At 57.0% G+C, this 26163-nt stretch carries 22 protein-coding genes; 10 read left to right on the top strand and 12 right to left on the bottom strand.

Annotated features, from left to right (window positions below; all coding sequences use genetic code 11):
• Positions 1-104: 104 nt before the first annotated feature.
• The 4 genes from GYB81_RS09210 (at position 105) to GYB81_RS09195 (ending at position 7247) form a co-directional block, all read left to right on the top strand.
• Positions 105-1376 (top strand): DUF6361 family protein, encoded by a 1272-nt coding sequence (locus GYB81_RS09210; protein ID WP_233787534.1) that lies wholly within the window; start codon positions 105-107, stop codon positions 1374-1376.
• The gene (locus tag GYB81_RS09205; RefSeq protein WP_161897807.1) at positions 1370-3145 is read left to right on the top strand and encodes a phospholipase D family protein; all 1776 of its coding nucleotides are present in this window, start codon (positions 1370-1372) and stop codon (positions 3143-3145) included. The genes GYB81_RS09210 and GYB81_RS09205 overlap by 7 nt, the downstream gene beginning before the upstream one ends.
• 131 nt (positions 3146-3276) lie before the next feature.
• The gene (locus GYB81_RS09200; protein ID WP_161897806.1) at positions 3277-6312 is read left to right on the top strand and encodes a helicase-related protein; all 3036 of its coding nucleotides are present in this window, start codon (positions 3277-3279) and stop codon (positions 6310-6312) included.
• 734 nt (positions 6313-7046) lie between these two features.
• On the top strand, positions 7047-7247 hold the full coding sequence (locus GYB81_RS09195) for a Y-family DNA polymerase (RefSeq protein WP_306342506.1): 201 nt from the start codon (positions 7047-7049) through the stop codon (positions 7245-7247).
• Positions 7248-7466: 219 nt separating this feature from the next.
• On the opposite strand, the gene GYB81_RS09190 is transcribed toward GYB81_RS09195, so the two are convergent.
• Complete coding sequence (locus GYB81_RS09190; RefSeq protein ID WP_161897805.1) at positions 7467-9110, bottom strand: YfjI family protein; 1644 nt, start codon at positions 9108-9110, stop codon at positions 7467-7469.
• Between the two features lie 624 nt (positions 9111-9734).
• On the opposite strand from GYB81_RS09190, the gene GYB81_RS09185 reads away from it, so the two are divergent.
• Positions 9735-10397, top strand: coding sequence for an inovirus Gp2 family protein (locus GYB81_RS09185; RefSeq protein WP_161897804.1), 663 nt, complete (start codon positions 9735-9737; stop codon positions 10395-10397).
• A 49-nt stretch (positions 10398-10446) separates the two neighbouring features.
• Entirely contained in the window at positions 10447-10641 is a 195-nt protein-coding gene (locus GYB81_RS09180; protein WP_025297465.1) for an AlpA family transcriptional regulator, read from the top strand.
• A 188-nt stretch (positions 10642-10829) separates the two neighbouring features.
• Here the strand turns inward: GYB81_RS09180 and radC are convergent, their stop codons facing one another.
• The 3 genes from radC to GYB81_RS09165 form a co-directional block, all read right to left on the bottom strand.
• On the bottom strand, positions 10830-11324 hold the full coding sequence (gene radC / locus GYB81_RS09175; protein ID WP_049247413.1) for a RadC family protein: 495 nt from the start codon (positions 11322-11324) through the stop codon (positions 10830-10832).
• Positions 11325-11443: 119 nt separating this feature from the next.
• A complete protein-coding gene (locus GYB81_RS09170) occupies positions 11444-11911 on the bottom strand; it encodes a hypothetical protein (protein WP_161897803.1) in 468 nt (155 codons plus the stop codon).
• 8 nt (positions 11912-11919) lie between these two features.
• Positions 11920-12933, bottom strand: coding sequence for a GumC domain-containing protein (locus GYB81_RS09165; RefSeq protein ID WP_161897802.1), 1014 nt, complete (start codon positions 12931-12933; stop codon positions 11920-11922).
• A 174-nt stretch (positions 12934-13107) separates the two neighbouring features.
• On the opposite strand from GYB81_RS09165, the gene GYB81_RS09160 reads away from it, so the two are divergent.
• Positions 13108-13455 carry a helix-turn-helix domain-containing protein gene (locus GYB81_RS09160; protein WP_025297461.1) on the top strand — a complete coding sequence of 116 codons (348 nt, stop codon included), beginning with the start codon at positions 13108-13110 and terminating at the stop codon, positions 13453-13455.
• Between the two features lie 345 nt (positions 13456-13800).
• Here the strand turns inward: GYB81_RS09160 and GYB81_RS09155 are convergent, their stop codons facing one another.
• From GYB81_RS09155 to GYB81_RS25000, 4 genes are all read right to left on the bottom strand, one after another.
• Positions 13801-14694 (bottom strand): recombination directionality factor, encoded by an 894-nt coding sequence (locus tag GYB81_RS09155; protein WP_161897801.1) that lies wholly within the window; start codon positions 14692-14694, stop codon positions 13801-13803.
• 93 nt (positions 14695-14787) lie between these two features.
• Positions 14788-15792 (bottom strand): YqaJ viral recombinase family nuclease, encoded by a 1005-nt coding sequence (locus GYB81_RS09150; RefSeq protein ID WP_161897800.1) that lies wholly within the window; start codon positions 15790-15792, stop codon positions 14788-14790.
• A gap of 78 nt (positions 15793-15870) precedes the next feature.
• The gene (locus GYB81_RS09145; protein WP_161897799.1) at positions 15871-16839 is read right to left on the bottom strand and encodes a DUF932 domain-containing protein; all 969 of its coding nucleotides are present in this window, start codon (positions 16837-16839) and stop codon (positions 15871-15873) included.
• Between the two features lie 103 nt (positions 16840-16942).
• A complete protein-coding gene (locus GYB81_RS25000; protein ID WP_305955324.1) occupies positions 16943-17095 on the bottom strand; it encodes a hypothetical protein in 153 nt (50 codons plus the stop codon).
• 502 nt (positions 17096-17597) lie between these two features.
• Between GYB81_RS25000 and GYB81_RS09135 the strand changes: the two genes are divergently transcribed.
• The 3 genes from GYB81_RS09135 (at position 17598) to GYB81_RS24460 (ending at position 20327) form a co-directional block, all read left to right on the top strand.
• Positions 17598-18266: a hypothetical protein gene (locus tag GYB81_RS09135; protein ID WP_071534660.1), complete on the top strand. Its 669-nt coding sequence runs from the start codon at positions 17598-17600 to the stop codon at positions 18264-18266.
• Positions 18263-19369, top strand: a complete 1107-nt coding sequence (locus GYB81_RS09130) for a helix-turn-helix domain-containing protein (protein WP_061363361.1) — start codon at positions 18263-18265, stop codon at positions 19367-19369. The genes GYB81_RS09135 and GYB81_RS09130 overlap by 4 nt, the downstream gene beginning before the upstream one ends.
• A 742-nt stretch (positions 19370-20111) precedes the next feature.
• A complete protein-coding gene (locus tag GYB81_RS24460; protein WP_178106594.1) occupies positions 20112-20327 on the top strand; it encodes a hypothetical protein in 216 nt (71 codons plus the stop codon).
• Positions 20328-20648: 321 nt separating this feature from the next.
• Here GYB81_RS24460 and GYB81_RS09120 read toward each other — a convergent pair whose 3' ends face one another.
• Genes GYB81_RS09120 through GYB81_RS09105 form a run of 4 tightly spaced genes read right to left on the bottom strand, consistent with a single transcriptional unit; the run spans position 20649 to position 25934 of the window.
• Positions 20649-21125 (bottom strand): very short patch repair endonuclease, encoded by a 477-nt coding sequence (locus GYB81_RS09120; RefSeq protein ID WP_161897798.1) that lies wholly within the window; start codon positions 21123-21125, stop codon positions 20649-20651.
• Positions 21125-22783, bottom strand: coding sequence for a DUF2357 domain-containing protein (locus GYB81_RS09115; protein ID WP_161897797.1), 1659 nt, complete (start codon positions 22781-22783; stop codon positions 21125-21127). Before GYB81_RS09115 ends, GYB81_RS09120 begins: the two co-directional genes overlap by 1 nt.
• Before the next feature lie 3 nt (positions 22784-22786).
• Entirely contained in the window at positions 22787-24463 is a 1677-nt protein-coding gene (locus GYB81_RS09110; RefSeq protein ID WP_161897796.1) for an McrB family protein, read from the bottom strand.
• On the bottom strand, positions 24429-25934 hold the full coding sequence (locus GYB81_RS09105; protein WP_161897795.1) for a DNA cytosine methyltransferase: 1506 nt from the start codon (positions 25932-25934) through the stop codon (positions 24429-24431). The genes GYB81_RS09110 and GYB81_RS09105 overlap by 35 nt, the downstream gene beginning before the upstream one ends.
• Between the last annotated feature and the right edge of the window lie 229 nt (positions 25935-26163).

Here is a 26163-nt window from a genome sequence, read left to right as displayed (position 1 = left end):
TCTATTGATTTATAAGTTAATTTTTATTCATGGGCGAACGCTTTTTTGGTCATGTATGTCCATCTATGGACGAATTTGTCCCGTTTGATGAACGAGCTTAACGGATGGTGGCTAAAAGCTATACCCTGTGGCACCTGCGCGAAGAGGACAAGGAGCGAGACAGGGTGTCGAACCGTAGCCAACTGGGATGGGTGGACTTTTCTAACGAAGACCGTGATCGGGTCAAGCATGCGCTCAGCCAGCTTGCACAACCCGGCACGCTGGACGAACTGGGCATCGGAGGCTTGCGCGATGCGTTCGCCGACTTGATGTTCCCCGGGTTTTCCACCCTGCAGACCCGGGCCAAGTATTTCATCAGCGTGCCGCGGATCATCCGCGATTACTTGCAGCTCAGTTGTGCGCGCCAGCGCAAGCAGCCATTCGGTCACTACCTGGAAGAGCAGGAGGCGCAGCTTTCTGAATTGCTCAGGGAGCGCCACCGTGACTCTGGGCAGACCGGTATATCCGGGTTTTCCCTGCAGAAAGGCGAACGGGTTTCCAGGCAACCATCGTCCATCTACTGGGTCGGCTTGCGCACCTGGAAGCTGATCTATACCCAAGGGTCGCTGCGTCAGTTCGCGCAGGCCGTCGGCTCGGCAGATGAACCCTGGGAAGCTCAGCCGGACGAGGCGGGGGATGACAGCGACGCCTACAGCCCGTCGCGGCTCGTTCACCTGGATCGCTATGAGCCGGACTGGCTTGCCAGCGTCAGCATCGAACTGACCGAGTCGGAGGCGCGTTTCCTGAGTGAAAAATTCAAGGCGGGCCCCGAGTACAACCTCGCCACCGAGCTTGAACGATCCGGTCTGCGCGAGCAGGCGCTGGTCAAGGGGCGGGACGGGTTCCCTGCGCTGGCCGCCTGGGTGGGCGGCCAGGCGCAACTGCCTCGCCAGACGCGCGACAATGTGGCCATGGCGCAGGCGTTCAGTGAGCTGATTTATGGTGCCCATCTGCGCTTGAATATCCTGCTGGTGCGTAACGGTGCCGAATACCGACCCTTGCTGAACAGCTACAGCGATGAATGGGACGCCTGGCGCTCGCAGGCGCATGCCCAGCCGCAGGAGATTGGGCAATGGCTGGCGCACACCCAGGTTGTGCTACCCGATCACACCAGGGCATTTCTGGATAACTGGGCGCGGGGGATTGCCGGCAATGCCCGGGAGGCTGAGCTGGACAGATTGATCGAAGCGCAAGCCAGGGCCAACAAGAACCAGCGCAGCATCCTCAACAGGCGCCTGCCCGAAGACTTCAAATGGCATGGCATGGCGCGGCTGGACTACCGCTGGGCACAGGTGCGCAATGTACTGCGCGATATTCAGGAGGGCTTGGCATGCTGAATCCGCATGCTGACCGCATCGACTACGGCGACAAGCTAACTGCGCCTGAAGGTTTTACCTTGAGCCACGCGGTGGCAACGACCTACTCGCTGGACCTCGAGACCTTGCTGTGCCTTCCACTGGCGCTGTCGTTCAGTTGCACGCCCGAAGGCGACCTGAAGGCCGACAAGCTGGCCCTGCTCGAGGCGATCAGCCAGCTCAAGGGCAAGGTCAAGGTGTTCTTCCAGCAAGGCTGTATCAAGGTGCCTCGCCAGTTCAACCTGCTTTTCTCCCTGCTCGAACCCTTGTTGGTGCCCCAGGTGCCGACGCAAGCCTTCAGTGCGTTCCACCCCAAGCTGTGGTTGCTGCGCTTCATCGATCAGGGCAAGAGGGTGCGTTACCGGTTGCTGGTCATGTCGCGCAACATGACCTTCGACCGCAGCTGGGACCTTGCAGTGGCGCTGGAGGGCGAGTTGACTGGCGCCCGCAGTGACGACAACCAAGGGCTGGTAGCGCTGCTCAAGGCATTAATGCCTGGCGCCGAGGACTTCCGCAGCGAGCTGGCGTTGCTGGCCAAGGAGCTGGCGCGGGTCACCTGGGACAGGCCGGATGGCTTCAGTGCCTTGGGCACCTTGCCCGGGCAACCCGGGCAGTCGCCCCTGCTGTCATGCCCGAAGGCTGACACCGTGATGGTTATGTCGCCGTTTCTGCATGCCGATGCCCTCGAACAGCTTGGGCAGGGCCGCACCCGCCGTTGGCTGTTCAGCCGTGCGCAGGAGCTCGACCGCCTGGGCCAGGAGCGGTTGCAAGGCTGGGAGTGCTACGCGCTCAACCCCCGCCTGATCGACGCTGAGGATGAACTCAGCCACGCCCGTGCGCAGGATCTGCACGCCAAGATGGTTGTGCTGCAGGAGGGGCCGGTCAGCCACTGGCATGTGGGCTCGGCCAATGCCACCCGGGCAGCGCTGGGCGGCATCGGTGCTCAGCCGCGCAATACCGAGTTCATGTTGCGCCTGTCGAGCAGCAACGCCCGGCAATCGGCGCAGCAACTGCGTGCCGAACTGTTGGGTGGCGAGCAGGAACCCAATGGGGTCTTCGTGCCCCATGGTTTTGGTGGATTGTCGTTGCAGCCCGAGCAGCCAACCGAGGCCTGCCTGCGCAGGCTGTTGTACCGGTTGATCGATGCCGACTGGTGCATGCGTGCGGTGGCCGACGCCAATGGCACCTACACCTGCTTCATCGAGTGCCCGCCAGAGGTACTGGAAGCCGAGGGCAACTGGGTGATCGAGGCGCAGCCGCTGGTCAGTGGGCAGCCCCAGGTGCTAGCCCCGCGCCTGATGTGGGAGGGCATGGAGCTCGCCCAGGTCAGCGCTTTCCTGATACTGCGGGTGCTCACCGGGGCCGAGGTGGCGAGTGAACAGATGATCAAGCTGCGCTTGGAGATCGACGGTGGCGACAATCGCGAGCAGCACATCACCACCACCCTGATCGACAGTCCGCACAAGCTGCTGGCCTACCTTCACAGGCTGCTCAGCCCCACGCATGCCCACCATTTCGACACCCGCGCGAGGGATGGAGCAGGCAACGGCAGCGATGCTGACTCGCTCATCGGCCAGATGCTTGGCGGCCCGCTGCATGAAGCGCTGCTGCGGTGTGCTGCTCGCCAGCCGCAAAAGCTGCAACGCATCGACGATATTCTGGCGAAGCTGGCCGACACCGAGAACCTGATCCCCCCGGAGCTTCACAGTTTGTGGGCACAGTACCAGGCGTTTTCTAGGAGCAAAGCATGACTGGGTGTGTAACGGATCGCGAAAGCATCGAGCTGGCCCTGCAGCGCACCTGGTGCAAACTCAAGGACTTTCAGCGCGCCACGGTCGAGCGCATCAGTGCGCAGTTCAATGACCCGCAACATGGCGGGCGGGTGCTGGTGGCCGATGAGGTAGGGCTGGGCAAGACGATCGTCGCAAAGGGCCTGATCGTGTCGATGTTGCGTGACTGGCGCAAGCGCGAGCCCATGCGGGTCACCTATATCTGTTCCAACCTGAGCCTAGCCGCCGAGAACCTTACCAAGCTGGCGGTATTTCCCAGCGATAGTGGCTGGGTTCGTCAACCTTCCTATGAACGCCTGGCCCACGTCGCCCTCTGTCAGCCCGAGCACGAAGATGCGGTGCTGGAAATATGCACGCTCACTCCGGCCACGTCGTTTGCGTTGACCAAGGGCACTGGCAATCGGCGTGAACGGGGCATCATCCTGGCGGCGTTGCTGCGCCACCCGCAGCTGAAAGGCTCGCGTCGCAGCTTGACGGCGCTGTTTCAGGACAGGGTACAGGATGCCAAGGGGTGGGAGGATGAGCTGCGCCAGATCGAGCGACAAGGCTTGATCGAGCCGATCGTGGACGCCTTCCTTGCGCAGATCGACTGCGCGCAGCCAGACAAGGGGCAGAGCCTGCTGGAGCAGTTGCGCAGCGTTGCCGGCCTGCGTGCCCAGCGCCACCGCGCCAGCAAGCGCGAGGTGATGCGCACGCTGCGAGTGCTGTTTGCGCAGTGCTGCGCCACCCAGCTGCGTGCCGACCTGTTCATCCTCGACGAGTTTCAGCGTTTTGAAAGCTTGCTGGATCAAGCCGAGGACAACGAGCAGTCGCTGATCGCTCGGGAGATCTTCAGTCGGAAGCGCGAGTGCAAGGTGCTGCTGCTCTCGGCTACACCCTTCAAGGCCATGAGCACGGTGGCGGAAGACGAGAACGATGACAGCCATTTGAGCAAACTGAAGCAGATTCTGACGTTTCTGAGCCTGTCACCGCTGCCGGAGTATGAGCCGGCGCGCAAGGCGTTGCAGGCCGAGCTGCTGCGCCTGGGCGCCGACAGCGTCAACGCCAGGGCCCTGGATGACGCGTCCAGGCGAGCGGTGGAGCGCCTGTTGCGCCCGCTGATCTGCCGTACGGAACGCGGCCAAATAGCGCAGGATGTCGATGGCCTGATCGATGCGCATCCTGCTCGACCCGGGCCTGAACTGCGGGCTGACGATATCCGTGCCTACGTGGCACTCGACCAGCTCGCCGTACTGCTCGAAAACGACAGCGCGCGACAGCTGGCCAGCCAACTCATGCGCTTTTTCAAATCGGCGGCCTGGCCGTTGTCGTTCAGTACCGGCTACAACATCCAGCAGCTGTTGCAGCGCCATTACCAGCGCTCGCCGCAAGCGCTCAAGCGCATCAACGCCAACAAGCAGCTCTGGCTGCCCCGCGAGCGGGTGCACAAGTTCACGCTCGACGTTGCCCGTGAAGCACCCAACCCCCAGGTTCGCTGGCTGACAACCCATCTGTTCGCACAGGGGCGCAAGGCCGGCCCGGAGATGCTGCTGTGGCTGCCGCCCAGCTGGCCGCACTATCCGCTCGAGGGCTTTTTCGCAGGCCATGAACAATTCAGCAAGACGCTGTTGTTCTCGTCTTGGGCCATGGTGCCGCGGATGGTCAGCGGCCTGGTCAGCTACGAAGCGGAGCGGCGGGTGCAGCAGCACCTCACCGATAAAACCGAGTATTTCAGCAGGCGCCGCGCGGGGTTGAGCCAGGACGCGCAAGACACCCATGCCCAGCAGAGGCGCGCGGTGATCAAGCTCGACAGTGGCGACCTGGCTAACTGGTCATTGATCTACCCCGCGCGCTGCCTGATCGACATACCTGTCCAGCGCTCGTCAGCCACCCTGAAGCAGCGGATCGATGAACTGACCCGGCACTTCAAACAACAGCTGGCGCCGTTCAAGCGCAGGTACAGGGGAGGGCACAAAAGCCATTACTGGTATCTGTTCGCGCCGATGTTGCTGGACCAGGTTCATGGACGTTGGACGAGCGATTGGCTCGAAGCCCTGTCGAGCCTGGTGCCCGGGGGCGTGCAACAGCGTGCGGGTGAAGTTACCGATCACTTGGACAAGCTGGACGAGCTAGGTGCCATGCCGGCCGACCTGGCGGAGCACCTTGCCAGGCTGGCGCTAGGGTCGCCGGCGGTCTGCGCGCACCGCGCCCTCAAGCAGTACTACCCACAGCAGGGCTGCTTGCAAGGGCCTGCAAGCCGGGTGGCGCTGGGGTTCGTTAGCCTGTTCAACGGGGTGGCCGGCAGTGCGATTGCTAGACGGCTGGACGCCGAGCACCCGTGGCGCGGCATTGTCCGATACTGCGCCGATGGCGGTATCCAGGCTATGCTGGAGGAGTACATCTATCTGCTGGCCCCCGACCGCTCACTTGACGGCGTCGTGTCGACCCTGGAAAACGTGCTGCGTACCTCGCCGTCGAGCGTGAAGGTATGGAAGCTCGACCGCGACCAGGACGACACCCACCTGCGCTGCCATTACGCGGTGCCGCTAGGCGCGCAGAAGTCTACGGACGATGCCGGCCAGGTTCGCATTGTCAGCATTCGGGAAAGCTTCAACTCGCCGTTTCGCCCCTTTGTCCTGGCATCGACTTCCATCGGCCAGGAGGGGTTGGACTTTCACTGGTACTGCAGTGAGGTGGTGCACTGGAACCTGCCCAGCAACCCCATTGATCTGGAACAACGTGAAGGACGGGTTAATCGCTATCAGTCGCTGGTGGTCAGGCGGCGGGTGGTACAGGCAGTGACCGGGGCCGAAACGCCTTCGACAAATTGGGAGTCGTTATTTAAGGCTGCTGAGAGCCCTGCTTGGGGAACCGATCTTGTGCCGTATTGGCACTATCCGCAGGGCGACGCGAAGATTCGTCGCTTGATTCCAAGCCTAGCCTTTAGCGAGGAGGCTCGGCGGTATCCTAATATGCAGAAGATACTATCTCTCTATCGCCTGGCATTTGGCCAGCCCGGGCAAAGCGAGTTGCTCGAGCATTTGAAAAGCTTGGATCTTGATAGCGATGCATTGGCCTATCTGAAACGTCAGTTGATGATCCGGTTGGCGCCGGTTTTGTACCAGCCGGAGCTATCGGAACTCTCATAGGCACCCGAGCAGCTCTGCTCCGTATAGAAGGGGTAGCTATCACAGGCGCGTCAAAATGCTCAGTCGACTGTGGCTACAGCTTGCCCTACGAACTTTGTTAGCTTGCGTAGTACTCTTGGGGCTGTACAAAAAGTACTCCTGCGGCTCTTCCTTCTGTCTGTGCGTTGTAGGTGCTTTTCAGGGCAAAAGCCAAGTCCGTATCTGCATAGAGGAACTGACCGCTGGGAGCATCCTCTTGTCGGCGTTGCGGCAGTCTTTGATTGAGCAAAGCTTTATCATCTTGAATGCATGCACAGGACTTGGCAGTGCCTTTATGTCTCTTTCAATTCTCGCTCGTGGTGAGCGACTACGAGAGCGCCTGCTCGCCGAGGTAGCTGATCTTCGTATCACTGGCTTCCAGTCACCCGCCGAGGATGAAAGGAGGAGGTTCCCTAGATCGCCTGACGGGGCTGGTACTCCGCATGTCTGGGGCGTGCACGTGCGGGATGACTCGCTCTTGGGATTTGGGGTCTTCCCGGTGATCAGCTGATCGTCAATAGAGCAGCCAGCCATCTAGACGACAAGTTGGTGGTGGTTGATCTGGGAGATGGCTACCGGGGCGGCTGGTTCAGCGTGATCTTTTCGGAGGCGGCTGGTTCAAGGCTGCAGATCCCGTCGTACCTGATTTACAGCTCGATGGTGAAGATCATCGGGGGCCGGGTTGCGGTGTCCTGGGTGGTAAGCTGCGTTGTGTCATGACCATACCGCGCCGCGTTTTAGTACTGATTGAGTGCAACTCCTTCTATTGCAGCTGCGAGCGGATCTGCCAGCCAGAACTCAAACGCAGGCCGGTTGTGGTGCTATCAAACAACGATGGCTGCGTAATTGCCCGCAGTGCCCGCGGTCAAGGCTTTGGGTATTGGCATGGGTGCGGCGTATTATACTGTGCGCGATGAGATGCGTTGCCAAGGCATCGTCGCGCGCTCTAGCAACTACACGCTATATGCTGACATCAGCAATCTGAATCGCGCTGGATGAATTTCTGGCCTAGCAACCGGCCCGGAATAGCTAGTCCTTGCGCGTTCAGACCATTCCCGCTAAGAGTTAGGCCGCTTTTGCTGCCGCTCAAAATGAAGCAGTTCCTGAGTTTTTAAGTGGGATTGTCGAAGAGTATCTCACTTTATTTTTATAAAGTACTCAGGTTTGTCCCATTGTGTGGTTCGCTCAGGCTCCCAGAGTTCTTGCTCGCTAAAAAGTGGTAATTCTTTAATGGTGATGATTTCTCCATTATTCATTTCATTTTTTTCTATAATTGTTTCTTTGAATAGGTAGCGCGATCCTTCTTTCTGTATGTGTCCAAGTCTGGTCAGTAACTCAATGGCTGCCTCTAATCGATCAGCGCTCGCACGTCCTCTAAGGCTGCCAGGACCATACTGCTTTACTTGAGTTAGCGTAAAGAATGTTTGTACTCCCGGCTTCAGGTGGGCAGGCCTTCCATTTGACTGGCTTGTGTCGAGGTTGTTGGTGGGGGCTCTAGTGTCTTTATAGGCCGTTTGCAGCAAGTAATGCGCTAGCTGATTCGTATCGGTAACAACGGTTGGCTCGTTGGCTAAGTGTTCAATGAAGTGCTTTGAGCAGCGTTTCGAAATTTCCCAGCAAAATTCTAATGTCTCCTGTTTGATTTCAATGTCGCTTTCTGAAGTGCGTTCGAATATGTGCAGAACTGCCGCTAGGCGACTAGTGTTTTCCAGTAGTTTAGAGGCGTGGTCTTTTAGGTAGTAGTACAGGCCGTTTTCTTGCATCTGGTTTTCGAGATATTGGCTGTGTTTGTACCATGCCTCGGAAGCTGCCTCAGAGAAATGCAAGACTTGTCGATTTAGTGGTGTTGGAGTATCCAGGATCTGGCGTAGACGATAATTAAAGGCTGTCCTTCGTGGAAGTTCTGAAAGCGGTTTAGTATCTCGCTGACCTGCCATCGGTTGTGGTTTCACTACGAAGAAACGAGCAAGGAACCCTGTGCCGCGTGCTTCTTCTCCACGTTTTCCCATGAATCGAGAAATTACGCTTGGCTGCGCCATTAAAGATAACGTTAGTCGTGCATTTTGAAGAATAAAACCCTCTCTAGAAATACGGTCGACAATCACGCTGCCCCCATCCCACAAAGTGTTGAGTTTATCTAGCTCTCCTAGGGCCTTTCCGCTGAAGATGCTGTTAGCCTCGCTGGTTAATAGGCAGCCATTGGGCGTATTTTCGTACAGCATCTGTACGAGCGCTTGCGGTGTCGTGTCTTCATAGAGAAACTTGCCAGAGCGGGGAGATGGCGGTTCGGCTCGCAAGTGCTCTTCAATATTTTTTTGAGCAGTCAGAAGTTCTTCTTCGCCTTCCTGGCCAGCTAATTTTGAGTATACGCGCTCAAGGTGGCGTTTATGCGTGCTCCATAGTTGATGCTTAATTTTTTGCTCTACTAGCGCTGTCTGATATGCAGCATGCGCCTCGTCATTTCTCACGCTAATTGCGTTAAAGAAATGATTCTGTGTCGTAGTTTTGCGCTCACCAGATTCCGCGATAGTGAGCAGCATTAGCGATGTTGGCACTTGATGCCCTGTAGGCATCCGCACGTTGATATGCCCTTGGCTAACCGTGGCCATAGCGCCAAAGGCACTCATCAGAGCCATTTCTCTGGAAATCTGCAGCTCTCGTACAGCCTCTGTCACAGCCGCTTCTAGCAAGCTGTGCTCATGAAAACGCGGCCAGCCGCCCTGTGCTTCGAGCTGCTCAAAGGCGGGTGATGAGAAATTTTCGTTATGATTGTCAGTCATGATTGCCTGCTATTCTTGCTAGTTATAGCAAAAATAGCAGAAGAATTTTCATCTGACGAGGTGGTTGTCAATGGTAAGGTTCTTCGGCAAGGAGGCCAGAGCCTGAAAGTAGAAGTGGCCTATGTCTGCTCGGCGCAGTGCCCGCGACTGGCCCGATTCAGCTTATCGTTCTTGGAGCGTCCGTTGCGCCGTATCGACCGGCTTGGTGCCCAACACATTTTTTTATGAGCAGCTTGGCGATGTCGATGAGCGAAGATAGGCGCAATCTTTACCCGGCTGGGGCGGCGCACTTTATATTGTTCCGGCTCAAGTGGTTTGAGCTGCAAGCACTGTAGATGCTAACGGGCGGATGCTTAAACAAGAGGCTGTTCGAATTCGGGGGGCGTGCGGAAAATTTTGCCATCGTGCTCCGTAACTCCGGAGCTGAAATTTCCTAAGATTGCATGAGGTCTACTATCTTAATGCCTCAGACCATCGAGTGTGTACGGGGATTGGGTTGAGCCTTTATATGTTGGTTAGTTAATATTATTGTTAGATGTTGGGCTATGTGCTCTTGTTATGGGTAAGTGTGTGAATGCTTACCTATCAGGGTAGTACCTATGGAACTAACCATAGGAGCTACCCATGTACGATCAGCCACCAGTAGGCTCGCCTCAATGGCGAGACCTTTCTGTCCAATCGTTACCCCATGAACGTCTTGAAGACTATCTGAAGAATATCTATTTGTTGCTCTTCTACAGCTTGATGGCGCACCCGCGGTGGACAGTCATCCGTTTGGATCTGCACGTGCCAACTGGATGCGTTCTGCCACAGCGGGCAATAACCGACTTCATCGAGTCCCTTAAAAGCCAGCTCGAACATGCACGGTCTATCAAGGCAGCGGCAGGGAAGAGAGCTTACGATCCGATGCTTCGGTATGTGTGGGTGCGCGAGTGGGATACTGCAGAGTACCCGCATTATCACTTGGCGCTACTGCTCAACCATGATGCCTACTTTTCCGTAGGCGATTACTCGAAGTTGCAGTCTGATGATTGCAGTTACGACCAGATGCTCGCCGGTCGCATCTACAAAGCTTGGGGTGTGGCCCTGGGGCTGGATTGGTCCGTCGCAATGAACGGAGTGCACTTCCCACAGAGGCCGGTATCGCCGTTAAAAACTCAGCATCCGCTGTTCGAGCAGCAGTATCAGTCGGTCTTCTACCGCCTGAGCTACTTCGCCAAAAAGAGGACCAAGGTGTATGGGGACGGCCAGCGAAACTTCGGCATGAGCCAGCTGAGTCGTCTTTAAACCGAACACCCCTGAGCCATCTCATGGACTAACTATCGGAGTGCCGACCATGAGACTGATTCGACTGAAAGAAGTGATGCGATTGACCGGCCTTGGCCGCTCTACCGTCTACAAGGTCATGAAGGAGGGGAGCTTCCCTGGCTCAGTTGCTTTGGGAGGTAAGGCTGTAGCCTGGGTTGAATCCGAGGTGCAGGAATGGATCCTGGCTCGGCTTCGGGAACGAGATGGCCAGCCATCTCTGTAGCCCTGCGAAACAACGGCAGGAGGTCGTCGCGTCCGTCTGCAGACGTAACGAAACCTCTTAGCTTTGGTCTCTCAAGGCAAAAAAATATCGGGCATGGATTGGCGTGGGCAGCTGCTACGCTGCCCACGCTGGATCTATTCGGCGCTCATCAGTCTCGACGTGTATTTCTCGGACAACCCGCAGCGGTTTCACAGGTATCCCTGTTCGGCGAGCGATACGCAGCCTTCAGCCCCCACGATGATGTGGTCGAGCGTGCGTACGCCCACCATCTCGAGTGCTTGCTTGAGCCTGCTGGTCAGGACACGGTCTGCATGGCTTGGCTCCGGATCACCGGAAGGGTGGTTATGCACCAGCACTATTGCTGCTGCATTGTGTTCCAGCGCTACTTTGACGACTTCGCGGGGATAGACACTGGCACTGTCCAGGGTGCCGCGAAATAGCTCCTCAAATCGAATGACACGGTGTTTGCTGTCCAGCAGTAGCAGTGCAAATACCTCGTGCTCATAGTCCTGCAGCAGGAGCTGCAGGTAGCTGAAGACTTCCTTGGGTTGATGCAAGGCCTGGCCTTTACGCAGCCGTTTGCTGGCCAGATGTTGAGCCATTTCCACGATATCGGCTTCGGTCACCGGTGCATCGGCGATGTAGGTGCCAGCGGACTCGCCGGCCTTGAATTTGGCAGTCATAGGACCTCCATACGGCTGTGTTTGTAGGGGCATAAAAAACCGCCGGACCATCGAGTGATCTGGCGGTTTGAGGGGGATCAGCTGAACCCGTATTTCAGATCAGCTGTGTCAGTGGGGCATCAGGGCAAGCGGCCTTCGCTACACCATTGCTGCCACTCGGTGATCTGGTCGTGGGTGATCGCGACGTCATCTCCTTCATCTTGGCGGTAGGCAGCGATCCAGGCATCCAGGCACGCTTCGGCATCCATTGCGGAGGGGGGCGGATCTGCTTTCATTCGACCCAGCTGAAGCAGCCGGCCCTGGAATTGATATTCAACGCAAGCGTAGTTCTGGCAGTTGGTCTGGACGCTCTGCTCCCAAACGTGATGCTCCTCCTGAACACGCTGCTTGGTTGCTTCGCTGTAGTTAGGACTGTTCATGATTTTATTGATGCCCTTGTCGACAGCTCGTTTGAGCGCCGTCAGGGATTGCCGATAGCAGGTCTCAACCTCTTGGGCAGATCGCCTGGAATCACAGTAGGCATTAGCCTGGACGTTGATCGAGGTCGCCAGCAGCAATATCGGAACAAGTGCTATTAGTCGCTTCATGGGGGCACCTACAGCAGTGGCGCTTTTTGACGTAGGTCGGAATAGGTCTTCACGTTATTGCGGTAGACGTCCTGCAGGCTACCGAGCCGATTGATGTGGCCAAACCTCTTGATCTGCCCGTCGCTGTAAGTGCCTTCCAGCCCCGACCAGACGAGTTCGATTTCCTCACCCTTGCCGACCCACTCAAAGACCTCGGCTACTGACTCTATGGTGGCTGCACCGTCGAACTGCTTCAGCTTGGCGGCGTGCTGGGCATCCAGTTCCTCAAGCTTGGCAGCAACGGAGTTCTGCAGATTTTCATAGAGCTCCGTTGCCCGGTTCAGGCGCTGCTGAGCGTGAGCCACCGATTCTTGCCCGCGAGCATTCTGGACTTCGCTCAAGCGAGCCCGCTCCTCGGCGATCTGGGCTTGAACCTTTTCGCGCTCAGCCGCCATGGCGCGAAGTAGCTCCTGTTCGTTCTGCTTGTGCGCAGCGAACTGAGGGGAGGTTGTGTCTCGTACGTAGCTCAAGAAGTAACGCTGTGCAGCTGCTGCAATCTCTGGGCTGCCGGAGTAGTTCTGAAGCGAGCGTGAGGGGGCGTTTTCGGAGAGCAGATCCTCCCGGGCCAGCAGGTCTGTGAGCCGGTCGCTGTCCAAGGTAGCAGTGTTGGCGGGCCGCGGTTTATTTAGCGCGTTCTCGGCGGCTTCCACCTCCATGCGTGCCGGTTCTATATGGACTTGGGCAGCCCGCTTTTCCAAGTCGAAGCTGCTGAGCAAGTTCTCCCGTATGCGTTGCTTTTCCTGTGCGTAGTACGACTCGATGCCGGTGATATGGCACTTGTACTGGACAAGCTCTCTGTTTCTGTCATCAGTAATGACCTCCCAATCGACGCTGTCGCAGATGCTCCGATTGCTAAACGCTTGGTCGACGGTGTATTGCTCGTTGATTTTCATTCGGCCGTTCTTGACGGTATCGATAGCTTCGTTGCAGCCGGCCAATGCCAGGGGCAGAAGCGGCGCGAGAATGATCGTTCGCAGGTTCATGTGATCCTCGAATGCTTTGAAAATGAAAGGGAAGGTTTGAAGCGGGCTGCATCCTGCAGGAGGATTCCTGAGTGTTTAGGTTGTCTATGGGCTTTAAAGGTTGAGGTTCGACTTTTTGAGTCCTTCATGTCAATAAGTGGTTAGCCAACCATCTAGGTCGAGATGGGAGGCGACATGTCCGAGATTGATCAGAAGCACCTAGCCGAAGCTGTAGGTCGAGCGATTGCCAAGCAGCGCGTCCGTGCCGGTATGACGCAAGAGCATGTGGCCGAGCGGCTTGGCATTGGCAGCGAGGCGATTTCCCGCATTGAGCGGGGTATCGTCATCCCCAACATTTCTCGGTTGCTGGAGTTCGCCGCCATTTTCGAGTGCGAGGCCGCGGACCTGCTGACAGAAGCAAGCCCGCGAACCGATGATCAGGCGCAACGGATCAGTCGTATGCTGGCTACGGTCTCACCTGCGGATCGTCAGTTGATCCTGGGGCTGGTCGAGCAGTTGGCGGATCGCCTGGCTGAGGCGTAAGGGTGTCGCTAGGCTGCTGGTCGAAACGTGCACCACAGCGCAGGCAAAGGCACTCGAATTCCCCGAAGTGAAAACGCTGAATGTCCTGGGCAAATTCCCAGCCCTGGGCGCATCCAGAGGTTGCGCTTTCTACGGCGTATGTAAGCCGTTCTAGACCCATTTGAAACATGTCGCCGATATCGCGGTTTCGGTGCATGTTGCTCTGCACGCGCATCTTTGAACAGCCGTCCAGGAAGCCGCCTAGCGTTCCCAGCAGCAGGGAGCAGGCTTGCGCCTGTGCCTTGGTGACCACGAGCATCGACTCGCAAATCAGGCATCGTGTTTCCATGAAGAACCTCCTGAGACTTAGGGCCTCGCTTCGCTGCTGAGCGATTCCAGCTTGGCGGCCAGGGCTGTGCGTTGTGGGGGTGAAGGCTCGCTGGCGGTGGGCGCTGGCTCGGTGAGCGGGAAGAACTCATCGACAATCGTGCCGCTGTCCTCCTCGTTATCTTCGAAGGCGCCATTGCCCAGCCCTTGCTGCGCGGCGCTATCGAGCGCGCGCTGGTCGAAGCCGGCTGCTTGGCGAGCCTCATCCAATTGCTTGGCGGCCAGCAGGTTCTCCTCCACGCTCATGCCGCTACGCAGCGTGATGTCCACGTAGAAAATGGGCGTTCCATGGCTTTGCCGGGTGGATTTGCCGCGCAGGCGCAGCTCCAATGCCAAGCAGGCCAGGCGATTGCCTGAGATTGCCTGGAAGTATTTGAGGCGTGCTGCGAGGGTGCGGATGCTGTTGAAACCAGTGGTGCGGAACACAAAGCTGCCTAGCGGATCATCGTCGCCAATAACGACATTGAGTCGGCCGTACGGCTTGCAGGCGCCCCCTTTGGCCAGTGGGCAGGCATCGGGCGAGGGACACGCCAGTGTCTGGATTCCCTCCTGATCAATGCGCTTGCAGGTTTCCCCATTGCCCACACAAGCCGGGCGTCCGGTTTGCCGATCGAACAGGGTGTAGTCGGCGCGGAAGTTGAGCTCGGGTTCGTTGAACATCAGACGGATCGGGATGCTGCGCAGTTTGTCTTCTTTGCCCTGACGCAGTTGGTCGTTGAGTGGATGCAGTAACCAGCCATCCTTGCCTTGCACCTGGGAGGTGATGGTGAATTGATCGTCTTTCTCCGGCAGACGTTTGCCGTTTCTCTCGACGACTTTGCCGATTGAGATGCGCCCAATCACTGGGGGCGTTAGAGCCAGACCTTTCAACATGGGTGTTCTCCTGGAAACGAAAAAAAGGCCAGCCATGCAGCGCGAACTGCATGAACTGGCCAAGGGGGAGGGAACGGGTGGAAACAGCCGGATTCAGCCGACCAAGAAGCGCCGCGCGCCGGGTTTCAGCAGCGGGTACTTGGCCTGCAAGTAAGGTTTGTCCTTGAGTAGCTGAGTGACATCCAAGCCAATGCTGTCTTTGGCCTTGCGCCAACTGACGTAACCGCTGATGAACTCAGCCCGGCTGGCGTCACCCATGGCTTGCTGCAACATCTGCTTGAGCTCGGCTTCTCGCTTCTCCTTGTCGGCAATCGACTGGCGAACGGCTTTCAGCTCGATGAAGGCTGCGGTCAGTCCGGCATGGCTGCTGAAGTCGATGACCTGGCCGTTGTCTTCCGGATAGAGGCAGCGCAGGGCCATTTCAGCGGATGCCGAGCCATCGGCCGGTGGCGGTGTGTCCGTTTCCACGTACTGCCAGAACCTGCGCTCCAGCTCGACGAGCCGCGCGATCATCTGCTCGTCCCGCTCGATTCGGTGAATCTCCAACGTCTGACCGCCGAGCAGTACAGCCACATCAGCCGCCTGCTTGCCGGTGACGGCGAGCTGGTGCATCACTTGCAACTGCACATACTCGGGCACGCCCTCTTTCCAGAGGCGTGCCCCGTTTATGCCGGCAGTCTTGCATTCGAGGATCTGCACATCGTCAGCGCCGATCACCTCACGGTCGATGTTGGCCAACATCCAGGACATTTCCGGATCCGGATGCTGGAGCACGGCGTTGATGCGCCGCACGCGGTTCTTTGTGCGCTTGCTGTAGTGCCAGGCCACGATAGGCTCGAGTACGTTGCCCCAGTAGGCCGGGCTTTCCTCGTCATGCGGATCGGTTTTCGGCAGTTTGGTGTCGCGGCCGGTTTTCTCCAGCCACAGTTCCAGCTGCGATTTGTAGGGATTGAGGCCGACCGCAGCTGCCGCATCCGAACTGCCGATACCTTGCTTACGGATTTGCAGCCAGTCCTCGCGCGGCAGCTCCTTGGTGCTGACCAGGCGCAGGGCAGGGCGTTTCTTGCGGGTGCTGCTGTTCAGTGACGTTGCTTTCATGTTGCTCACCTGCAGACATAAAAACGCCCGGCCAGCACTGGGCTGACCGGGCGCGAGGGTTGTTGATGTGATGGAGGCTTAAGCGGCGAGCTGCAGCGCGGCGTTCAAGGCGCGCTGCTTGATCTGCGCCCCTTGGCCGAACCAAGCCGAATCCATGCGGTACTCGTTGCTACGTGCACGGCGCTCGTGGTCTACGTACTCGGTCACGGCATTAAGCAGACCCCAGGCGGTGCCGCGGGCCGAGTCCAGCTGGCTGCCGCGACCACGACCTTCATACAGTTCCTGTACCTTGCGCAGGGCGCGCTCGTTGGGCAGTTGTTCCGGTAGCGCACCGGTCGGGCTGGTCTCGCACATGACGTTCATGAAGAAGCCCAGCGCCTCATCCCGCTGCACCTTACGCTCGGCCAGCGCGCGCATGCGGTACATGAAGTCGTCCCATTGCGAGACGGCGATGCCGAGCTGCTTTTTCACCGTGTTTGGATCAAAGCGGGTGTTGTGCGGCACCTTGATCGCGCGGCTGGTGCCGTCCAGGGCGATGGTCAGCGTGTTGTTGCATACCACCCGCACGGTAGTTGGCGTTGCCGTGGTGGCCAGGGTGCCATCGCAGGAGGTGGCCAGCAGTAAGTAGCCGTTGACCTGGTCGTTATCCTTGAGTGCAGCGCCTTGCCCGGTACGCGCCAGCGCCCAGAACTTGCGGCCGCCTTTGAGCACGCCAGCGGTTTCCAGCTCATAGCCGGAGACTTCGGTCAGATCCCTGTAGAACTCCAGCACTTCGCGGGGCTGCACAGTGTGGTAGCGCTGGGAGACCACCGACAGCGGCGCCTTGGTATCCGAACGGAACAATACCTTCTGCTCGGGGAACGAGTGGATCGTGCCGAGATGGCCGATCGCGTCTGACTTGAAATGCACGGGGCTTTCCAAGATCTGCCAGTCCATACCGGCTTCGCGCTGCCAGACTTCAAGGGGCTGTTTTTGCGTAAGTTGATTACCTAGGCCGTGCCAAGGGGTGGCTCCGACGTAGGCCATTTGCTCGATTTGATGAGCCATAAAGATCTCCTTGCCAGAGGGACTGGCTATCAACCGGCAGTCCGAGTGCCGGGTGGGTGGGAATCGGATTGAATGAAGGCTCGTGGCGCGCCTTGTAGGAGGGCTACTGGTCGAGGGAAAAGACGTGGCCGCAGGCGTGGCACTCGAAGTTATCGAGCACTCGGGCATCGATCTCTTCGCCCATGCGTGCACCGGCGAGGCTGCCTACTGCGCCACCAGCCAAGCCGCCCAGGATGGCACCAGCCAGGCCTCCCAAGGCCGCTCCGATGGGGCCAGCGACCGCGCCCAGGGCGGCACCACTCTGCGCTCCGGCTGCAGCGCTCGCCGCGCCGGTCGCGGCTCCACCTACAGCTCCGGCTGCACCACCGATTTTGCGGGCATGGTTGCGCGCTGTGACGCGCGCAGAGTTACAGGAAGGGCAGTTAATCGACATCGTTCAGACTCCTGAAAAGAGGAAGGGCTGAAGAGGGCAATACGCACCCGTCTTCCCTTAAATGATTCAGGTCTGAAATTCAGTTATATCTGGTCGGTGAAGCTGGTCGTGACCCACGGCTGTACTACAGCTGGGCCTATCCTGCAGTACCGGAGTCGTACCAGAAGAATGATTTGCCGAGTTGAGCTCAGCGCGCTGTGCGTGATCATTACAGCTTGGGATGTGTCCATACCTTGGGAGGACAAGGCAAGAGGGGGATGAAGGGTTCTTTTTTTTATACATCAAATGATGTATAAAAATAGGAACCCGACACGAGAGACTCCCTATGGCGCCGAGCAATCCGTTTCATCGCATAGCTGACCTTCCTCCTGAACAGGCCATTGAGCAACTGCTGGGCATAACTGCCGCGGATCTCAAAGCTACGGCGCTACAGTGCTTTCGGTCCGCATCTCTGGCAGGCCCTCTGCAGCCCAAGGGGTCAGATGGCACCTTGGCTTGGATTTTCGGCACGGAAGCCTTTAGACAACAGATGCTTCCCAAGGGATGGAAACCTGCTGACCCAAGCAATCAGCCACGTGTGGTCTCTCCCGACGGCAAGCATGCTGTAACGGTTGCTTGCGGTGACCACAATACAGGTAACCCGTATGTCAAAAATCCGCAGACTCGGAACAAGCGTGGTAATCGCACGACTAAAAGCGTGTCCTACAACGCCCGACAGGCCGATTTGTTCCCTGTAGAGCGACGCAGTCGACAGATTTTCATCGACGATCAACAAGCCGAGCAGACGCTCTGGATCCTTCTGTTCTATGTTGATCTTGAGAATCGCACGGTTCATTACGAACTCTCGCGCCCGATCAACATCGGCGAAAACGGAAAGGTTGACGACTGGAATCCGCGCTTTATCATGCCGGCGCTCGTTCTGGATGCCCCAGAAGACAACCACGGATCTGATACAGCTCCCGATATCGACATTCCAGTTACACCGAGATCATGACCGAGACCAGCGATTTCAATCCGGCCCGATTAGTGCTTGCCCGCCAACGCCGTGGATGGACAAAGAAGTCGCTAGCAGATGCCACATCTTTAAGTGGCAAAACGATATCTTTGTACGAAAGCGGTGATTTGATTCCGTCGCACGAGAGCCTGAGCAGCATTGCCCAGGCTCTTAGCTTTCCGCTTTCCTTTTTCAGTGGTGTTGATGTCGACGCGCCTACTGATGAGAACGCCAGCTTCCGTTCGTTCTCTCGTATGACTGCTGGACAGAGAGATGCAGCGCTCGCAGCGGGCGGCATTGCCTATATGCTCAGCGACTGGATCGACAGCAAATTTCACCTGCCAGAAGCGTCTGTTCCAGATTGTTCTGGTATGGATCCCGAAGCCGCTGCGGAGACAGTGCGCGCTGAGTGGGGGCTGGGGTTACTGTCTATAAAGAACATGGTTCACCTTCTTGAGTCGAAAGGTGTACGTGTTTTTTCCCTGGCCGAAGAAACGAGCCAGGTCAACGCGTTCTCTTGTTGGCGTCGAGGCGTAACGCCTTTCGTATTTCTGAATACGCAGAAGTCGGCTGAAGCCAGCCGATTTGACGCCGCCCATGAACTGGGGCACTTGGTTCTGCACAGGCATGGTGAGAACAAGGGTAAAGAGGTTGAGAACGAAGCAAACGCCTTTGCTTCGGCGTTCTTGATGCCCAAGCAGACCATTTTGGCTCAGGGGTGGAAATGCAGGTCAGTGGCGGATGTCATCAAGATGAAGAAGATCTGGAACGTTTCCGCCATGGCTCTAGCCTACCGCTTGGGAAAAGTCGGAATTTTGACCGAGTGGGTTTATCGAAGCTTCTGTGTTGAGCTTGCCAGTATGGGGGCTAGAACTAACGAACCTGATCCTTCTCCCCGAGAAACATCGCAAGTGCTGCAGAAAGTTTTGGGTCTCGCCAGAGACCAAGGCAAATCGCTCAGCGCTATTGCATCAGAGTTGAGTGTTTCATCTGCAGATCTCACGCCGATTTTGTTTGGTATGGCGCCTGTGGTTGTTCCTGGTACTGGAGATGCTAGAGCTTTTGAGGTTCGCAGTGGAGCAGGGCTACGGTTGGTCAAGTGAGAATTCGATGTCACTGAGCTAACAGGTCGAGCCCATTCGAAGGGGCAACCGCATGTTGTCTGATTGGTGGGCTTATAGGTCCCACTTTTTGACCGGCCGCTTTCGCTGCTATGCCAGAGGTGACCTTGGTGTCTCCCAACTTGCGGTGCAGGGACTACTATCAGACGCATTTCGCAGGGTATGCACGCTACCTGGGATGCGGCGTTGCGCTTGATGAGTGTCCGAATGACTTTCTCGATCAGCGCCCAAGCGGAAAGTACACCCAGAGGCATCGTGCTTCTGGGCTGGCTGGTGCCGATTTCAGGTGGCAGCCCGCAGTGGTCACCGCAAGCAACCGTTACAGCACGTTTGCCGTCGGGAGAGACCACACAATGTAGAGGGAGCTGCTCTGGCCAGTCTGGCGCTTGCGCGTGTACTGCATGTAGATGACGTGATCAGTACTGAGCTGTTGGATCACTTGGCCGTTCACCACCCTGATCAGCTGCGCTGGACCATTCGCTACTCCAAGCTTTTTACCCGTAGGGATTCGCCTCTCTGGATTCACCTTAAAGAAAATTGCACGTGCGAGCAGCGGCAGATGTTTGTTCTTCGGAGTTTGCGAGCGTCTGCTGCTGCAGCTGGAACCCTTTGAAGCGGTGATCAGGAGTGCTGATCGACAACTCTGACGCTTTTGGAGCTGCTTTGCTATCTCAGCGTATTGGCCTATGCCCGTCTCGGGGATGCTGGTGACGATCCAGCAGGCATGGATTGGCTTGCTTACGAGCGGCTCATCCTGCGTAAGCTGAACCTTGAAGAGGAAATGCTGAAGGCGTTCCGCCTCAAAAGTCTGGATGAGCTCGAGGGGGGCTTATTTCCTTGGGATGGTTTGCCGGCTCGGAGCGCAAGCCAATTATCACTTCGCTTTGCGAAGTACATCACCTTTGTTAAGTGCCGCGTCAAGCACGACGAAGAGGCTTGAGTCCTGACAGGCTAGCCACATTAGAGACTCAGCTTGATAAGCCGTGGCTGCGCCGAACAATCGTATCGAGTACCAGGGTGAGCTGATGAGCTTGTTGCGTGCTGCGGTGCTGGTGCTTGCTGGCCATGGGCGGAGCGTTACGGCAGCACGTGGGCCTGATTACTGGTGTTATAAAGACGAATTGCTTACTACGCTGCGAAATGGAAAAAAGAGTTAATGGATTGGTGTCCAATCCAGCGAAGAAATCCCTCGGAAGTTTGAGACCTTAATCTGCCTGATTTACATGAGTCGCCCCGCTAGATTGTCGTATGCCTGCCCCTATCAGATGTTGGAGGCAGATGACCATGCGCCTGAGATGTCAATCAGCTTGATTTCCTTTGATAGTAGAAAGGTTTGACACCTTACAAGAGCTTGATCGCCGTCAAGCTTGCCAGGGCCCTTGATGCTGCACTCCCAAACATTTGCGACTCGCCATCCGAGTTCAAGCAGAGCTGTAGTAGCTCGCTCATCCCGGGTACGATTAGACGCGATCTTTTTAGCCCAGAATTCCTGTCGGGTTGCCGGAAGTTTGAACATCGGGCAGCTATGACCGTGCCAGAAGCAGCCGTGGACGAAGATCACGGCGTGATGTCTGGGGAACACAAGGTCCGGACGGCCAGGAAGTTTGCGATCCTGGACGCGATAGCGGAATCCTCGGGCATGTAAGCCGCGCCGAATGAACATTTCTGGCTTGGTATCGCGTCCACGAATCCGACTCATATTGAGCTGGCGCTGCTCTGGGGTAAGTACGTCAGCCATCAGTGCCCACCGATAGCATCTCTGACTATCGCTCTCAGGCAGCTTCGGAGATCGTCACTGTTCATTCCCGGACGCAGGGTAATAGCACCGAAACGAAACTTATCTCGGTACAGAGGATGAAACAGCCGTCCCGGTACAGGGGTGGTCTTGAAGTCGGAACTAAGTACAGGAGTGTGTGGTGTTAGCAGGTAGGCGGCTGTAACTATGCCTTCAATTTCACCGCTCTCGGCTTCCTGCACCAGCGCATCTCGATAAGTGTGAATCGAATTCAGCGCATCATTCAGGCCGTCATTAATGCGGTATTTTGCATCTAGGACGATGACCTGCCTTCCGCGGCTGCCGAAGCCGGTGCCCGCCAAAACCACATCGGGAACCATCACGCGGCTGAAGCTGCCTTCGCCACTTGGTTCTATCCAGTATTCTCGGTACTGACGTTGGAAACACAATGTTTTGTCAGGGCCGACTGGCACGATAACGGCACCTGCGGAAATCGTCATGCCGCCGGCTGCATCGGTTACGAACAAGTTGCTCAGGTCGACGCCGGTTGGCCCATATTCTTGTACGGCCGCCCGCAGGAGACGCAAGAAGCACCACAATTCGTAGAGTTCATATGTCCGTGCTAGGGGCATCTGCAGGAAATCGCTAAATAAGGCAGCGAGCCCCAGATTCATGTCCTGCCACAATCGGTAGAAACGGTGGTAAACGGGGTCGTTGCGAAACAGAGAAGACATCTGCAGCAAGGCGGGGCCGTCGGTGACCTCTTTTAGAAAGCCAGCGTTGCTGGCATCGTTAAACCTGCGGGCAATATGCCGCGTACGAATGGACCAGCTGCCGGCTGTGCTGAGCATCTCCGGGTCTTCGCTTCGACCAATCTTAGCAAGTACATCGGCGACGCCTGACAGCCAAGTTGCCCACGACCGGAGGCATGCCTTGATTTGCCGGTGCTCTTGGATATCTACGCTGTTATGACGCTTGCGAATTGTAATCTGTGCTGGCAAGCGTCCACCTAGCGCTGCAGGCAACCGGGATGGGCGGCTGGTTTCGGTCCGGATGAGTCCAGTCCGAAATGACTTGATAATTTCTGGTCCAGTGGCGCGTACAGCGCGATGAGAGGGTAGTGTCACCTGCTCAGCACGTAGGAAGTGCCTGGGTGAACAGTTGATTGCCGCAATGGTCTGCGTAATCTCATCGGCTCGCGAGCGCAAGAACTCCAGTCGGGCTAACGGTGGTGGTTTACTGCTGGGCTGGCGAGCAATGCCCTTGCGGAAGGCGCTAAGTGAGAAAAGTGCGAAGGTATCTTCCAATACTTCGCGCACCATAGAATCAAAGTCGTTGCGCGTGAGCTTGCGAAGATCCGGGTCGGTAGTGATCTCGAAGCGGCGTATTCCAGTGCCAGGCAGACGTAGCGTTACCTCTACAGAGCCAGCATGGAAGCCGGGCGTCCAGCGCCAGCGCGCAAAACGTGGTTGGCGAGAACGCAAAGCCTCGACAGCTATGTCGTCGATCATAAGATCGGCAGCAAGCGCATCATCGCTGTCGCGTAGTTCGAATATATAGGAAGTGGCTTCCCTAATCGCGCCGTGAGGGATTGCATCCTGAGTAGGCCAGACCTGCCATGCAGGTCCTCCGCCTTCATTCTGAACGTAAAGCGTGGTCATTGCTCAGCGCATCGCCTGGAAGGAACCGAATTCGTCTAAGTCGCTAAGCAATCTACGGACATACTTCTGTGAGTGAGGAAGATCCTCACAGATCTTGTCCAGAGCATTGAGCAGCGGGCGCTGACGCTCTGAACCACGTAGCTTCACTAATACCTTTTGAACCAACAGCTGGTCTGTAACACTTTCAGTCGGATTTCGCAGATGCTTGGCATCGAAAGCGTGATATCGCACGAACTCTTCAATCACACGGTAACCGAACCCTAGACCGTAGTGCTCCAGGAGTCCGTGGATTTCAGTCAGCTTCTGTTCGGACGTATCCTTCGCGCTCTGCAGTTCCGGGTAACGCTCAGCCAGTGAGGCCATGAAACCCGGTACGTCCACCACAGACATATCGATCACCGAAGCGCGGTCAAGTACCTTGTCGCTGACGGGGTTAGTCGTCTCATCAACGTTAATTGTGCCGATGATGAACAGGTTAGCGGGTAGAGGAATCTCGGCCCGTACACTTGCGCCAGTAGTGCCTTCCAGAGGTACACCGTTGGAGTGCAGTTGCAAGGCTCCACCGGTCTCGATGGCTGACAATATGTCAGACAGGTAATACTCAACCCGCGCAAGGTTCATCTCATCAAGAATCACAAATACCGGGGAGTCCCGGTGCGCTGTTGCAACCAACACGGCTTCCAGGAAGGTCGGCACGACGTACCTGTTCGTCAGTACGTCGTAATAGCCTGTCAGTCCCGTGGGGTCGGTCCACTCTGGGCGAACCGGACATTCAAAAAGTAGCGGGTCTGAGGCTGTGCTCGAAATCAGGCCGTGAATCGCACGTGCGTATTTCAATGCCAGTTGCGTCTTGCCCGTACCTGATAGGCCAGAGAGGATCACGAAGTGCTTGTGATCCAGGAAGTTGAGCGCGGCATGAAACCGTCGGACCTCACCGTTTGGATAGTGGCCCCCTAGATTTTTGATAGCTGTTTCGATTTGCTCAATCGGGATAGTTGGCGGCATGCGACGCATGTCAGGGCTAAGCGTTACTGCACCCGTCCAGACGGGGAGTTCGTGAATTTTTTCCCTGCCGACTAAGCTGCCTAGCCAGCCGATGAACTCGCGGGCAAGCAGGCTTCGTCGTGCGGACGCCGTCGGTGGATACAGCGCAACAACGATCTCGTCTGGTTCTGTGGAGGGCCCGAAAGGTGTTAGATCGAGATTCAGGCTATCCCAGAATTTGGCGTTGCGCAGCCACAGTCGCCCGTCACTAGCCAGATAGATCGTTGCGACATTGTTCCGGGCACTGTACTTGATGCTGCCGGGGGTTTCCGAAGTCTCATCGTTATCGCCAGAGGTTTCCAGCGTGAAGTCCGAGTCTTCGTCCGAATTCTTTGCGGCGAGGCCGAGGCGTTTCATCTCGGCTAGGCGCTCCAGAAATTTTGCTTTGTCCTTGCGAACCAGAACGGCGAAGTAGACCTCGTCCTCCGGAGGGAACCGGAGGACGCAGCCAAATATCAAGGCCTCGACGTCTTCTTTGACATTTTCCAGGTTGACTACGCCAAGCTGAATACCACCTTCAATAATCTTGGCGCTGTTCGAGACGCCGAACAGCTCTCGTGGGCGGACTGCCTTTGATGTGCCGAAGTGTTTCTGTGCGGCTTCAAGAAACTGCCGTTGCCGCTCGACGAGGCTCATCTACCGTATCCTTTTGTGTGATTGCCTGCTTGATGGTTTGCATCATTTGGGTGGCGAGTGCTTTGGCCATAAGAGGCGGAACCGCATTACCGATCTGCTTGAAGGCTGGATTCATGGTGCCGCTGAATCGGAAACCATCCGGGAAAGACTGCAGACGTGCAGCCTCGCGCACCGAAATGGTTCGAGCCTGCTTGCTGTCGTAATGGATGTGGCTATAACCATCCTTGCCTAGATGGGCCATGAGCGTGCGTGCAGGCTGGTCGCGCCACATCTTTCGCCACTTGTTCGGGAACTTACTTGCGTCATATGGCGGCACAATCGAGTCCTTCAGAGCCTTGTACTCTGCCGAACCGTCAGTGAGCTTCTGTCCGCGAGCGCGTTCAACGGCCAGACGCTCCTGGAACATATCAATGGCATGCGCATATGCTTCTGGATACTGATCACCCGGGTTCATGCGGGCAAACAGTTCATAGTCACGCGGTAAGTAGCGGATGACATGATCTATCAGGCCTTCTTTGGGAGCTTCATGACCGGGCCATGTGCGCATTAATTCTGCATAGGTAGACGGCTTCTTGCGGCTGTAGCTAACTGGGTTGTCGAAGCGGCGCGCACCACGGCTTATCTTCCCAGCAGCGAGTAGCTCCCTTGCATTGATTGCTGGAAGGTCGCCTAGTGCGTCCTCCGCCGTTACTGCGGGTGGGAGGTCTGGGCTGGCTGCTGGAGGCTCTATGTAAGAGTGAGCCTGATCGGCTAAGCCACGTAATGACTTGAGTGCGACGGAGCGAGAGCCTTCATACCCGGGGGGCAGTATTAGCCAATGACTTGGCTCGGGAAACGAAACCTTCGCTCCCAGCTCACGCCTGTATGCAATAAGGAACATTCGTTCCCGCATCTGGGGGACGCCATAGAACGCTGCGTTGAGCAGGGTATAACCGCAGACATAGCCTTTGGCTTCCAGGACCTCGCAAGTTTCTTCCGCGATGTTCTGGCCACCGTGGTTCAGGATGTCGGGTACATTCTCCATGAGCACAGCTAATGGCTGGAATGCATCTACGTATTCCAGGTACTTCTTGTATAGCTGCGCACGCGGATCATGGATGAATGCTTCAGGATGCTCCTCGATCTCGCGTAGCTTGGATCTACCTACTCGGGCAAATGCTTGGCAGGGAGGACCACCCACTACTATGTCGAACGCGTCCGCAACGTTGCCCAGGTCAAGCTGGCGACAAAGGTCGGCTGGTGTGGTTTGTGTGATGTCGATCGGCTGGCAATGGGCTTCAGCGCCGCCATGGAAATTCAGGCCATGCGATCTGGCTGCATCGGGATCGAACTCAACGGAACCCCGCATTTCGAAGCCTGCAGACTCGAAGCCTAACGAGATGCCGCCGCAGCCGGAGAATAGGTCAAGAACACGAGGCTTAGCAGAAGACTGGAGGCGCGCCAGTTTACGGAGAATGACATCTTTACTCATGAATCAGATCCTTGTCGCGTAGACAGGCGAAGAGGTAGTTCCAGCTGCCCCTGGTGCTCGTCCAGAAAGCGCTGTACTGCCATACGAATGACCCAGGCGGACGAAACATGGTTTGCATCAGCTAGGGCTTGCACCTGGAGGTGGACGCCCTCAGGTAGCATGACTGAAGTCCTGACGGTCTTACCGTCAGGAGCGATGGGGGAGCGGGCCATAAGCTGGAGACCAGTGG

The sequence above is a fragment of the Pseudomonas yangonensis genome (assembly GCF_009932725.1).
Classification (GTDB): Bacteria; Pseudomonadota; Gammaproteobacteria; order Pseudomonadales; family Pseudomonadaceae; genus Aquipseudomonas; species Aquipseudomonas yangonensis.
Note: the sequence above shows the minus strand (reverse complement) of the source record. Positions and strands in the feature narration are given on the sequence as shown.

Excerpts from the sequence above, each read along its gene's own strand:
- GYB81_RS09135 (WP_071534660.1), top strand. The coding sequence starts at position 17,598 with ATGGCGCCGAGCAATCCGTTTCATCGCATAGCTGACCTTCCTCCTGAA.
- GYB81_RS09180 (WP_025297465.1), top strand. The coding sequence starts at position 10,447 with ATGAGACTGATTCGACTGAAAGAAGTGATGCGATTGACCGGCCTTGGC.
- GYB81_RS09160 (WP_025297461.1), top strand. The coding sequence starts at position 13,108 with ATGTCCGAGATTGATCAGAAGCACCTAGCCGAAGCTGTAGGTCGAGCG.
- GYB81_RS09210 (WP_233787534.1), top strand. The coding sequence starts at position 105 with ATGGTGGCTAAAAGCTATACCCTGTGGCACCTGCGCGAAGAGGACAAG.
- GYB81_RS09150 (WP_161897800.1), bottom strand. The coding sequence starts at position 15,792 with ATGAAAGCAACGTCACTGAACAGCAGCACCCGCAAGAAACGCCCTGCC.
- GYB81_RS24460 (WP_178106594.1), top strand. The coding sequence starts at position 20,112 with ATGGATTGGCTTGCTTACGAGCGGCTCATCCTGCGTAAGCTGAACCTT.
- GYB81_RS09190 (WP_161897805.1), bottom strand. The coding sequence starts at position 9,110 with ATGACTGACAATCATAACGAAAATTTCTCATCACCCGCCTTTGAGCAG.
- GYB81_RS09170 (WP_161897803.1), bottom strand. The coding sequence starts at position 11,911 with ATGAAGCGACTAATAGCACTTGTTCCGATATTGCTGCTGGCGACCTCG.
- GYB81_RS09165 (WP_161897802.1), bottom strand. The coding sequence starts at position 12,933 with ATGAACCTGCGAACGATCATTCTCGCGCCGCTTCTGCCCCTGGCATTG.
- radC (WP_049247413.1), bottom strand. The coding sequence starts at position 11,324 with ATGACTGCCAAATTCAAGGCCGGCGAGTCCGCTGGCACCTACATCGCC.
- GYB81_RS09120 (WP_161897798.1), bottom strand. The coding sequence starts at position 21,125 with ATGGCTGACGTACTTACCCCAGAGCAGCGCCAGCTCAATATGAGTCGG.
- GYB81_RS09105 (WP_161897795.1), bottom strand. The coding sequence starts at position 25,934 with ATGAGTAAAGATGTCATTCTCCGTAAACTGGCGCGCCTCCAGTCTTCT.
- GYB81_RS09195 (WP_306342506.1), top strand. The coding sequence starts at position 7,047 with ATGACCATACCGCGCCGCGTTTTAGTACTGATTGAGTGCAACTCCTTC.
- GYB81_RS09185 (WP_161897804.1), top strand. The coding sequence starts at position 9,735 with ATGTACGATCAGCCACCAGTAGGCTCGCCTCAATGGCGAGACCTTTCT.
- GYB81_RS09155 (WP_161897801.1), bottom strand. The coding sequence starts at position 14,694 with ATGTTGAAAGGTCTGGCTCTAACGCCCCCAGTGATTGGGCGCATCTCA.
- GYB81_RS09205 (WP_161897807.1), top strand. The coding sequence starts at position 1,370 with ATGCTGAATCCGCATGCTGACCGCATCGACTACGGCGACAAGCTAACT.
- GYB81_RS09115 (WP_161897797.1), bottom strand. The coding sequence starts at position 22,783 with ATGACCACGCTTTACGTTCAGAATGAAGGCGGAGGACCTGCATGGCAG.
- GYB81_RS09110 (WP_161897796.1), bottom strand. The coding sequence starts at position 24,463 with ATGAGCCTCGTCGAGCGGCAACGGCAGTTTCTTGAAGCCGCACAGAAA.
- GYB81_RS09130 (WP_061363361.1), top strand. The coding sequence starts at position 18,263 with ATGACCGAGACCAGCGATTTCAATCCGGCCCGATTAGTGCTTGCCCGC.
- GYB81_RS09145 (WP_161897799.1), bottom strand. The coding sequence starts at position 16,839 with ATGGCTCATCAAATCGAGCAAATGGCCTACGTCGGAGCCACCCCTTGG.